10 protein-coding genes are annotated in these 10,876 nt (G+C 37.5%); 5 read left to right on the top strand and 5 right to left on the bottom strand.

Annotated features, from left to right (window positions below; genetic code table 11):
- Positions 1-443: acetyl-CoA synthetase (locus FJ213_11570; protein ID MBM4176791.1), on the bottom strand; the 443-nt coding region annotated here is incomplete at its 3' end.
- 220 nt (positions 444-663) lie between these two features.
- On the opposite strand from FJ213_11570, the gene FJ213_11565 reads away from it, so the two are divergent.
- Together FJ213_11565 and FJ213_11560 are read left to right on the top strand one after the other, a co-directional pair.
- Positions 664-966, top strand: a complete 303-nt coding sequence (locus FJ213_11565; GenBank protein ID MBM4176790.1) for a DUF2752 domain-containing protein — start codon at positions 664-666, stop codon at positions 964-966.
- A complete protein-coding gene (locus FJ213_11560) occupies positions 967-1,323 on the top strand; it encodes a TM2 domain-containing protein (GenBank protein ID MBM4176789.1) in 357 nt (118 codons plus the stop codon). It begins immediately after the preceding gene.
- 49 nt (positions 1,324-1,372) lie between these two features.
- Here FJ213_11560 and FJ213_11555 read toward each other — a convergent pair whose 3' ends face one another.
- A complete protein-coding gene (locus FJ213_11555; protein MBM4176788.1) occupies positions 1,373-2,251 on the bottom strand; it encodes a hypothetical protein in 879 nt (292 codons plus the stop codon).
- A 44-nt stretch (positions 2,252-2,295) separates the two neighbouring features.
- Here FJ213_11555 and FJ213_11550 point away from each other — a divergent pair, with 44 nt between their 5' ends.
- Entirely contained in the window at positions 2,296-5,478 is a 3,183-nt protein-coding gene (locus FJ213_11550) for a hypothetical protein (protein ID MBM4176787.1), read from the top strand.
- 70 nt (positions 5,479-5,548) lie between these two features.
- On the opposite strand, the gene clpB is transcribed toward FJ213_11550, so the two are convergent.
- Both clpB and FJ213_11540 read right to left on the bottom strand, forming a co-directional pair.
- Positions 5,549-8,188 (bottom strand): ATP-dependent chaperone ClpB, encoded by a 2,640-nt coding sequence (gene clpB / locus FJ213_11545; GenBank protein ID MBM4176786.1) that lies wholly within the window; start codon positions 8,186-8,188, stop codon positions 5,549-5,551.
- A gap of 243 nt (positions 8,189-8,431) precedes the next feature.
- Positions 8,432-8,704, bottom strand: coding sequence for an RNA-binding protein (locus FJ213_11540; GenBank protein MBM4176785.1), 273 nt, complete (start codon positions 8,702-8,704; stop codon positions 8,432-8,434).
- A gap of 261 nt (positions 8,705-8,965) precedes the next feature.
- Here FJ213_11540 and FJ213_11535 point away from each other — a divergent pair, with 261 nt between their 5' ends.
- The gene (locus FJ213_11535) at positions 8,966-10,267 is read left to right on the top strand and encodes a thymidine phosphorylase (GenBank protein MBM4176784.1); all 1,302 of its coding nucleotides are present in this window, start codon (positions 8,966-8,968) and stop codon (positions 10,265-10,267) included.
- Between the two features lie 10 nt (positions 10,268-10,277).
- Positions 10,278-10,493, top strand: coding sequence for a DUF2905 domain-containing protein (locus FJ213_11530; protein ID MBM4176783.1), 216 nt, complete (start codon positions 10,278-10,280; stop codon positions 10,491-10,493).
- A gap of 66 nt (positions 10,494-10,559) precedes the next feature.
- On the opposite strand, the gene rpsT is transcribed toward FJ213_11530, so the two are convergent.
- The gene (rpsT, locus tag FJ213_11525) at positions 10,560-10,814 is read right to left on the bottom strand and encodes a 30S ribosomal protein S20 (GenBank protein MBM4176782.1); all 255 of its coding nucleotides are present in this window, start codon (positions 10,812-10,814) and stop codon (positions 10,560-10,562) included.
- Positions 10,815-10,876 lie beyond the last annotated feature (62 nt).

Here is a 10,876-nt window from a genome sequence, read left to right as displayed (position 1 = left end):
GTAGCGTTCAACCTAATCAATGCTTCTGTATTGATCACGCCCATACAGTTCGGCCCAATCAATCTGATCTGATTCTCTTTTGCAATTCGTATTAATTCTTTTTCAAGCTCAGCACCTTCGCCGCCGACTTCTTTGAATCCAGCGGTTATAATAATTACGTTTTTAATTTCTTTACGAGCGCAATCTTGAAGCCCCTGCAAAACAAATTTTCTTGGAAGTAGAATGATTGCCAGATCGATTGATTCATTGACTTCATCTAATGAAGAATAACATTGCGTTCCAAGAATTTTATTTGCATTTGGATTTATAACAAAGATTTTTCCGGTAAACTGAAAGCTTTTAATACTTTTTAAAATTTCGTATCCAATCGAACCTTCTTTTGAAGAAGCTCCGAGCAGGGTGATACTTTTGGGATAAAAAAATTTTTTTAGCGATGAATCCATTTTGATAAACTTACGTAATAAAATTCAGTTCAATGCAAAATTATTCGATTTATATTAATAAAACTAATAAGAAACGAAGAACGCAACATTTTAGAAAATTCTTGTCTTGTGTTGATTAGTGGCTTAGAATGTTCTAACTTCATAAAGTAATGAGATGAAAAATTATCTTAATCATAAGTTAAAATTATTTAGAATCGAAAGTGTCGCATCTCGATTAGAAATGCTCAAAAGATTAATCCCTTTTGAAGCTTTTATTTGGATGGCTGGTCTGATAGCGTTAATCCTAATATCACCATCAAACGATTCCCATTTTACTTTTTGCTTTTTCAAAAATGTTGGGATCGATTTTTGCCCCGGCTGCGGACTCGGAAAATCGATTTCATATTTATTTCATGGAAAAATTTCTGCATCATTTGAAGCGCATCCGCTTGGAACGGTTGCCGCCATAGTTCTTTCACTCAGAATTTATTCGTTAATAAAAAGACAAATTCAAAACTATAAATCAATTTATACGGAGGTTTAAATGCCAAATATATTTCAACTTTTACCCGAACTCGAGGGAGAAGAAATGGTTTTTGTTCAAGGTCTGATAAGAGATCTTAATGATAATCAGGCGATGCAATTTGCCAATATGTACCGAGCAAGAAGAAAAGATCCGCAAACAATTCTTCTTCTAACGCTTCTTGGTTTTATTGGAATTGCAGGCGTTCAGCGCTTCATGCTGAACCAAGTCGGAATGGGATTACTTTTTCTACTTACAGGCGGAATTTGTCTGATAGGAACAATTATAGATTTAGTCAATCACAAGAAACTTTCGTTTGAGTACAATCAAAACGTAGCACAGCAAACAGCTATTCTTGTTAAAGGTTCGTTCAACTGATTTGCTTTATTGCTGTCACCTACCGGTGGGTGACAGCAGCATCTTTTTTTTAGTCAAAAATCTTTTCGATGTTCACATAATTTGTGTGCATTAATTCAACTGCACTATCAATCGCGTCTGAATTTTCGGCAGCAAGAACTTCATTAAGCATATCAACCGAGACAATTAATTTTTCCACAGCTTCTTTATAAGCTTCTGTTTTTCCTTCAAGTCTCTTAGAAAGTTTTGCCGTAAGCATTGCTTCTGATTTTTGCTTCAGCTCATCGCCCATTTCCTTTATTTTATCGTATTTTTTATCCGGCAAGTATTTGTGATAGATCACATACAATACTTTATGAAATGCATCGACTTCCTTCGCAACAGGTCTGATAGTCCGAACGAGGATTTCATATTTTGTATGCATTTCTTCTACAGCATCGAGAAGAAATTGATTGTTGTTTCCTTCGCAAGCTTTGAGGTATGCGTCAATTGAATTTTTAAAATCAGAAACACCAAGCTGCCAATTTGTGTTCTTGTCTCTTAAAATGCCAGGAAGCTTTGCTGAATAAATTTTCTCTGCGAGCGTTTTAACATCCTCAGAATAATTTCTAAGTGCGGCGAAATCCTTTTCGGGATAAGCAGTATGCCAAATTGGGTACATAACTTCGTGGAATTGCCCGAGTTCGGCTACGCTGCTGTTAGTTTCATCGGAATATTCCTCTTGAGCAAGAAGTGAAAAATTAAAAGCGAACAAAAAAGTTAGTAAAGAAAGGTTTATTATCCGTCTCATCATTTCCTCTGATTTGGTGATTATTTCTTTATAAATATAAAAATTTAAGTTGTGATACCACAGACTTTTTTGCGTTACCGATTGGTCAGTAACGGTAAAAAACAGACTTATCTCGTAAACTGATTCATAAATAATTTTCATCTTATTTATCTCATCCATATATTTCAAAAAAAGTGCAACACTAATTAGTAAGCGAGCTTGTGATGAAGCATCTAACAAAATCAGTTACGAAAATATTTTTTCTTTTAACGTTTGCTTTTTGCCATACGAATTTTATTTCTGCGCAGCCGCTGGATATGGAAAAACTTCACGGACTAAAAGCACGATCAATTGGTCCGGCAGGAATGAGCGGCAGAATAACAAGCATTGATGTAGTGCTGAAAGACCCATCGATTATTTATGTCGGAACAGCTTCAGGGGGATTATGGCGATCGAAAGGAAGCGGAGTTGATTGGGAGCCGTTGTTTGATGAGCAGCCTGTTGCATCCATAGGAGCGGTTGCAGTTGATCAAAACATTCCGGATGTGATTTGGGTCGGAACCGGGGAAGGAAATCCCCGCAACAGTCAAACAAGCGGCAACGGCGTTTATAAAAGTCTCGATGCAGGCAAAACGTGGACGCATCTCGGACTGGAAGGCACTCGCAATATCCATCGAATTATTATTCATCCTCAGAATTCAGATGTTGTTTATGTTGCGGCACAAGGTTCTGCCTGGGGCGAAAGCAAAGAGCGTGGAATTTATAAAACAACTGACAGTGGAAAAACTTGGGAGAAAATTCTTTTTGTAAATGAAAAAACCGGAGCGGCTGATCTCGTTATTGATCCATCTAATCCGAACAAGCTAATTGCCGCAATGTGGGAATTCCGCAGATGGCCCTGGTTCTTCAAATCCGGAGGCGAAGGATCTGGATTATTCATCACAGTTGACGGTGGAAGAACTTGGAAGAAAAAAACTTCGGACGACGGTTTGCCGAAAGGCGAGATAGGAAGAATAGGGCTTGCGATTTCAAACAGCAGTCCTAATGTTATTTACGCTTTGATTGAATCGAATAAAAATGCTCTCTACCGATCCGACGACGGTGGTTTTACTTGGAATAAAATTAATGATAAAGATGTCGGTAATCGTCCATTTTATTATGCTGATATTTTTATCGATCCCAAAAATGAAAATCGTATTTACGATGTAGCTACTTATGTTAGAATAAGCGAGGATGGCGGCAAAACATTTAAAAATTTAAACTCGCTTTCAAAAATTCATGTCGATCATCATGCATGGTGGATTCACCTTGAAAATCCGAATTTTATCATAGATGGAAACGATGGCGGTCTTGCAATTTCATTTGATAAAGGTAAATCGTGGAAGTTCGCAGAAAATCTTCCGCTTGGGCAATTTTATCACATTAATGTCGATATGGAATTCCCTTATAATGTTTATGGCGGATTGCAGGATAACGGCTCGTGGAAGGGTCCAAGCCGAGTTTGGAGATCTGGTGGAATTCGGAATACATATTGGGAAGCAATAGGCGGTGGAGATGGATTTGATGTTGTTCCCGATCGAAGTAATTCGCGCTTCGGATATGCGATGTCACAAGGCGGATGGTTGAATAGATATGATGCAGAAACAGGAGAGCAGAAACTTATTCGCCCGTTTCATCCCGAGGGTAAGGATTTAAGATTCAATTGGAATGCAGGAATTGCACACGATCCATTTGATGCAACAACAATTTATTATGGAAGTCAATATCTTCACAGAAGTACAAACAGAGGTGACTCGTGGGAAATCATTTCTTCTGATTTGACGAACAATGATCCAGAAAAACAAAAACAGCTTGAAAGCGGCGGACTTACTTACGACGTAACCAACGCTGAGAATTTTACAACAATCATATCAGTTGCGCCGAGCCCGGTTAAACGCGGAGTGATTTGGGTCGGTACAGACGATGGAAACGTTCAACTCACAACCGATGACGGAAAGACTTGGACAAATGTAGTAAAGAATATCAAAGGCATTCCTGAAGAAATATGGATTGCACAAATTCAAGCCTCAACAAATAACGCCGGAGAAGCATTTGTTGTTTTCGATAATCACAGAAAAGACGATTGGACTCCATATGTTTTTCACACAAAAGATTTTGGAAGGATTTGGAAAAATCTTGTAAGCGGAAAAAATATTTTTGGATATGCACTTTCATTCGCTCAGGATTTTGTTGAACCTAAGTTAATGTTTTTGGGGACTGAATTTGGATTATATGTCAGCATCGATGCAGGTGAAAATTGGACTAAATGGAAAAACGGCTTTCCAACGGTATCTACTATGGATATGATAATTCATCCGAGAGAGAGTGATTTGGTTCTTGGAACGTTTGGAAGATCGGTTTATATTCTCGATAACATTCAGCCGTTGAGAGTCTTGGCGAAAGAAGGTTTGAAAGTACTCGAGAATAAAGTGAAGATGTATGAAATTCCGGATGCATATCTTGCCGTCTATAACTCCGCACCGGGAATTCGCAATCCTGGCGACGCAATTTATTCTGGTGAAAATCTGCCAAATGGTGCGATGTTAACCTTCAGTCTCAACATCGAACAAAAAGAAAAGAAGGAAGAAGCTAAATCAGTAGAAAATTTGAATGAGGAGAGCGAATCACGTTCAAAAGATTCCGGTGAAGTTAAAATCGAAATCTTAAACGTAAAAAATGAACTGATTCGTACATTGAAGCAACCTGCAAAAAACGGAATGAACAGAATTTACTGGAATCTTGAACGCAAGGGAATAAGATTTCCAAATCAGCCCAAGCCAAAACCTGGCGATAGAGAACCCAGTGGACCGCAAGTCATTCCAGGAAAATATTTAGTGAAAATTTCAGCAGGTGAATTTTCAGACTCAACTTTTGTAAATGTTAAATTAGATCCTAGGTTGATGATTACTGACGAAGATATTCTTGTAAAAGAAAAAATGTTCGCTTCGGTTGTAGAAAAAGTTAATAGCGCGACTGGGCTAATGGACAAACTTCGTGATGCACAAAAAAATCTTAAGCTCATTGATGAAATTCTTAAAGATAAAGACGATGCCAATTACAAAAATTTGAAATCAAGAAGTAAAGCCCTTCAAGATACTCTTAAAAACATGACTGAATTATTTTATGACAGTGACATTCAAGGAATAAGGCGCGATCCGAAAAAACTCGGCTCGCAGCTTTCGACTGTTTATCGCTATGCGGTTTCATCATGGGAAGCACCGTCCGAAATGGCAGAAATTAGTTTAAAACATTTTTCATCAAAACTGACAGAGGCAGAGAATGCCATAACTTCTTTTTTCAATAAAGAATGGAAAGAGTTTTCGGAACAAATTGAAAGAGCTAAAATCTCTTTGATTGAAAGATTTTAGCAGCTAAATCATAAAACAAATTGGGATGCTGACGATCATTTATCATCATGAAAATCAGTGTCCCATTTCTTTATTTTGAAATAAACTTCAATCGACCCTGCTCACCTAATTCGACTTCAACTTTATCTCCGTTCTTAATACTTCCGCGAAGGATCTCTTCAGAAAGAGGATTAATTAAATACTTTTGTATCGCTCGCTTCAATGGCCTAGCTCCGTAAACGACATCGTAACCGACTTTTGTAAGCCAATCTTTTGCTTCATTGCTTAACTCGATTGTAATTTCTTTCTCCTCTAGCATCTTGATCACTTGAAGAATTTGCAGATCAACAATTTGATTTATTTCACTATGTGTAAGAGGTTTGAAAAGAATTATTTCATCGATTCGATTTAGAAATTCGGGACGAATTGACTGACGCAACAGATTTTGCAATTCAATGCGAAGGTCGCCAAGAATGTAATCGCGGTTCTCGTCATTAAGTTCACTCAATCTTTCCTGGATTAAGTGCGAACCGATATTAGAGGTCATGATAATTATTGTATTTCTAAAGTTAACGGTTCTGCCCTTATTATCGGTTAATCTACCTTCGTCCAAAACTTGAAGCAGCACATTGGAAACTTCAGGATGAGCTTTTTCAATCTCATCAAGTAAAACGACAGAATACGGTTTTCGTCTTACAGCTTCGGTTAATTGTCCTCCTTCTTCAAATCCGACGTAACCGGGAGGGGCTCCAATCAATCGGCTTACGGAAAACTTTTCCATATATTCGGACATATCAATTCGAACCATTGCATGATCATCGTTGAACAAAAATTCCGCTAATGCACGCGCAAGTTCTGTTTTTCCAACGCCGGTTGTTCCGATGAAAATAAATGATCCAATCGGACGGTTTTGATCCTGCAAGCCCGCACGCGAACGTCTAATAGCATTCGATACAGCAGAAACTGCATCGTCTTGTCCGATCACTCTTTGATGAAGGCGTTCTTCAAGATTCAGGAGTTTTGATCTTTCACTTTCAAGCATTCTACTGACAGGAATGCCTGTCCATTTTGCTACTATTTCGGCAACATCTTCGGCATCGACTTGCTCTTTCAGCATCTTTTTATTCTTTTGAACTGATTCAAGCTCGGCAATTTTTTTTGCGAGATCATTTTTAAGTGTATTCAATTTTCCGTAACGTATCTCCGCCACTTTTCCAAGTTCACCTTCGCGTTCGAATCTTTCCGCATCTTGTTTCAAAGTTTCGATTTCTTTCTTCATCTGACGAATTGATTTTATTAAATCTTTTTCGTTCTGCCAATGTACACGAAGCGAAGAGAGGGATTCTCTTTCATTCTCTAATTCCTTTTCAAGTTCTATCAATCGCATCTCAGTTGGGTTTTCGGTGGCTTGATTTGAATCGCCAAGTTCGCGCTGTAATGCGACCTTTTCAATTTCCAGTTGTTTGATTCTTCGCTCAATATCATCGAGTTCTTCGGGCATTGAATCGATCTCGATTCGAAGCTTTGAAGCCGCTTCATCGACGAGGTCAATTGCTTTGTCCGGCAGAAATCTATCAGATATATAACGATGCGAAAGCTGAGCCGCTGCAACAATCGTCGCATCAGTTATTTGTACGCCATGATGCACTTCATAGCGTTCCTTCAATCCACGAAGGATTGAAATTGTATCTTCAATATTTGGTTCATCGACCAAAACAGGTTGAAACCTTCTTTCAAGTGCCGCATCTTTTTCAATATATTTTCGATATTCGTCCAAAGTCGTTGCCCCGATGCAATGCAGGTCTCCTCGTGCAAGTGCTGGTTTTAAAATGTTCGCTGCATCTACTGATCCTTGTGCGGCGCCGGCGCCGACTAATGTATGAAGTTCATCGATAAATAAAATTACTTCGCCATTTGATTCTTGAACCTCTTTTAAGACCGCTTTCATTCTGTCTTCAAACTGTCCGCGGAATTGTGTTCCGGCTACAAGCGAGCCCATATCGAGAGCAACGATTTGTTTTGTTTTTAAATTTTCGGGGACATCACCAAGTATTATTCGATGAGCCAATCCTTCTGCGATTGCTGTTTTGCCTACTCCAGGCTCGCCGATTAACACTGGATTGTTTTTCGTTCGTCTCGAAAGGACTTGAAGCACTCTTCGGATTTCATCTTCTCTTCCGATTACTGGGTCAAGTTTATTTTTCATTGCAAGTTCATTCAGGTTTCTACCATATTTTTGCAAAGCTTGGTAAGTGTCTTCGGGATTTTGTGAACGAACAGATTGTGTTCCGCGGATATCTTTTAAAATCTTGAGTATATTTTCTTTTGTAATACCTTGAGTCCTCAATAATTTTCCGGTTGTGCCAGAGTCTAAGGAAAGAGCAATTAAAATGTGTTCTGTACTTACGAATTCATCTTTAAGAGAATTTGCCTCTTTAAGCGCAGTATCAAATAACTTAGCCAAATCTTGAGAGATAAATTGATTCCCGACACCCGAACCGGCAACTTTTGGAAGCCGTTCAATTTCTTCGTTAATTTTTATTTTAAGATTATTAACATTTGCACCTAATTTATGAATCAACGGCAATACAACTCCGTCTAATGATTGAATTAAAGCAGCAAGCAAATGTATTGGTTCGATTTGTTGATTTGTATAATTTTGGGCTATCTCTTGTGCCGCAGCTACAGCTTCTTGAGATTTTATTGTCAATTTGTTGAGATTAAAAGTCATTGTGATTTAGAATGTTAATGAAAAATTCATTTTGAATGTTGTTAAAATAAAAAAATAGTGTGAAATGGTAAATGGATGGAGAAATCAACTAGTTTGAGTGTTCTTATTTAATAAATTGCCAATAAATCAAAAGTTGAAAAATCGACAACCATTAATTTTTTCATCGCTGCAGAAAGAGGAAAAGAAAAACGGGATAATCCGTTCTGCAGTTGCGGATTATCCCTTTAGATCAAAAATAAGTAACTATTTTTTCATAGACTTACCATCGTTGGTAGATTTTGCTTCATTCACAACGATATTACGCCCTTTGAGCTCTGATTTATTTAAGGCTTCCATGGCTGCGGTTGCGGCTTCATCGGACGCCATTTCAACAAATCCGTATCCTTTTGAACGGCGGGTTTGTTTATCTTTGATCACTACGGCTGATGTGACTTCGCCGTATGCTTCGAACAATTTTTGGAGTTCTTCATTAGAAACTGCAAATGGAAGACTTCCAACAAACAATTTTTTTGACATAAAAAATAGAACCTATAATAAAAAACTACTTAAGCCCCATTCATAAAATCTCAGAAAAAGATTAGCACTTAATTAACCATGAATGAGTCTTAAGTCCTGAACTAAAATATATAAAAATAGTAGCAAATCAAAGTTTTTTGAAATTGTAAACAAAATCAACAGATGCAGCTACCGTATCTTATCGACTAAAGCTCATTAGCAGAATCATACAAATTTGGAAGATAATCAGTATTTTAAAATCAAAATTAGAATTGAAAAGACATGAATCCAGTTGAAATTATTATTAAAAAGCGTAACGGAATTGAGCTTGATTCCAACGAAATAAAATTTATCGTTCAGGGATTTTTAGAAGGATCAATTACAGACTATCAGATGTCAGCTTTTCTGATGAGTGTATATTTTACCGGTATGACGTCTTCGGAAACTTCGACATTAACTGAAATTATGCTTCACAGCGGTGAAGTTTTAGATCTGTCGAGCGTTTCAGGCATTAAAGTCGATAAACATTCCACAGGAGGAGTGGGGGATAAAGTCTCATTAATTATTGCACCAATAGTAGCTTCAGTTGGTATACCAGTTCCAATGATCTCCGGCCGTGGACTGGGACATAGCGGCGGAACACTTGATAAATTGGAATCCATTCCTGGTTTCAGGACGGAATTATCAGTCGCTGATTATAAACAATCACTTCAGAAAATTGGCGCTGTGCTCATAGGTCAGACCAAAGAAATTGCACCTGCTGATAAAAAAATCTATGCTTTGCGTGATGTGACCGGCACTGTTGAGTCGATCCCTCTGATTTGTGCAAGTATTATGAGTAAGAAATTGGCCGAAGGGATTGACGGATTAGTTCTTGATGTAAAAACTGGAGTTGGAGCTTTTATGAAAACTCTGGAAGACTCAGAACGTCTCGCTTCTGGCTTGAAAGCGATTTCTGAAGCATTTAATAAAAAGACAATCGCGTTTATCACGGCAATGGATCAGCCGCTTGGTTATGCAGTTGGTAATTGGCTCGAAGTAGCCGAGTCAATTGAATGCTTGAAAGGAAAAGAAGTTAAAGATTTGATGGAAGTTTGTCACAATCTTGCTGGTGCAATGATATTTCTCGGCGGAAAAGCATCTTCCATAGAAAAGGGAATTGAAACGTCCAGAAAACAAATTGAAAATGGCAATGCTTATAAAAAATTTCTTGAGATAACAGAAAACCAAGGGGGAGATATTTCATTTCTTGAAGATTTAAAAAAATATCCAAAGTCAAAAAATTCTGTAACTGTAAAGGCAAAACACAGCGGTTACATTGATTCAATAAATGCTTTCGAAATTGGGATGGCAGGAATTGAGCTCGGTGCAGGAAGAATGAAACACGATGACGTGATCGATCCGAAAGCGGGATTGCAGTTCACCAAAAAAGTTGGTGATAGAGTCGTAAGCGATGAAATAATTGTAACTTTATTTACCGATAAGAATGATTTTAGTGATACTGTGAATCGAGTTGAAAGCAGCATTAAAATCTCTGAATGCGTGCCTGTAAAAACTGAGATGATACGGAAAATCATTACATGAAATATTTTTGATGAATATTAATTTTCAAAAAGTATTAATTGTGATTGGAGCGACCCTTCTTTTCGTTGGAATATTTTGGAATTGGATTGTTAAAATTCCACTTTTCAAATTACCTGGTGATATCGTAATAGATAAGCCGAATTTAAAATTCTACTTTCCAATAACCACTATGATATTGGTAAGCTTGTTGGTTTCGTTAATTATTTGGCTGGTTCGAAAATTATAGATTATAGAGGGCAAACAAAAAAGCCAGATTAGACTGGCATTTTCATCCCGAATAAAACTTGGTTTTTTAAGAAATATTACTCACGTGACGAGTTAATTTCGACTTTTGGTTTGCGGCTTTATTTTTATGGATAACTTTTTTTGAAGCCATTTTATCTAAAACAGCGACTGCTTTTTTTAATTCTTTTTCGGCTGTTTCTTTGTCTTTTGCACTTTGGACCGATTTTACAACTGTTTTTAATTCACTTTTTCTTTGTTTATTTACGGCTTTCTTCTTCAAGCTCTGACGATATCTTTTTTCAGCTGACTTATGTGTAGCCATCAAATCTCCTTAATTTTGGGTCGCAATTTAAGTAAACATGCGCTGATTATCAAACCGAAAGC

The organism is Ignavibacteria bacterium (assembly GCA_016873845.1).
Lineage (GTDB): Bacteria > Bacteroidota > Ignavibacteria > Ch128b > Ch128b > JAHJVF01.
The sequence above is the reverse complement of the archived record's forward strand: the minus strand, read 5'-3'. Positions and strand labels throughout refer to the sequence as shown.

Excerpts from the sequence above, each read along its gene's own strand:
- FJ213_11565 (MBM4176790.1), top strand. The coding sequence starts at position 664 with ATGCTCAAAAGATTAATCCCTTTTGAAGCTTTTATTTGGATGGCTGGT.
- FJ213_11560 (MBM4176789.1), top strand. The coding sequence starts at position 967 with ATGCCAAATATATTTCAACTTTTACCCGAACTCGAGGGAGAAGAAATG.
- FJ213_11555 (MBM4176788.1), bottom strand. The coding sequence starts at position 2,251 with ATGGATGAGATAAATAAGATGAAAATTATTTATGAATCAGTTTACGAG.
- FJ213_11550 (MBM4176787.1), top strand. The coding sequence starts at position 2,296 with ATGAAGCATCTAACAAAATCAGTTACGAAAATATTTTTTCTTTTAACG.
- clpB (MBM4176786.1), bottom strand. The coding sequence starts at position 8,188 with ATGACTTTTAATCTCAACAAATTGACAATAAAATCTCAAGAAGCTGTA.
- FJ213_11540 (MBM4176785.1), bottom strand. The coding sequence starts at position 8,704 with ATGTCAAAAAAATTGTTTGTTGGAAGTCTTCCATTTGCAGTTTCTAAT.
- FJ213_11535 (MBM4176784.1), top strand. The coding sequence starts at position 8,966 with ATGAATCCAGTTGAAATTATTATTAAAAAGCGTAACGGAATTGAGCTT.
- FJ213_11530 (MBM4176783.1), top strand. The coding sequence starts at position 10,278 with ATGAATATTAATTTTCAAAAAGTATTAATTGTGATTGGAGCGACCCTT.
- rpsT (MBM4176782.1), bottom strand. The coding sequence starts at position 10,814 with ATGGCTACACATAAGTCAGCTGAAAAAAGATATCGTCAGAGCTTGAAG.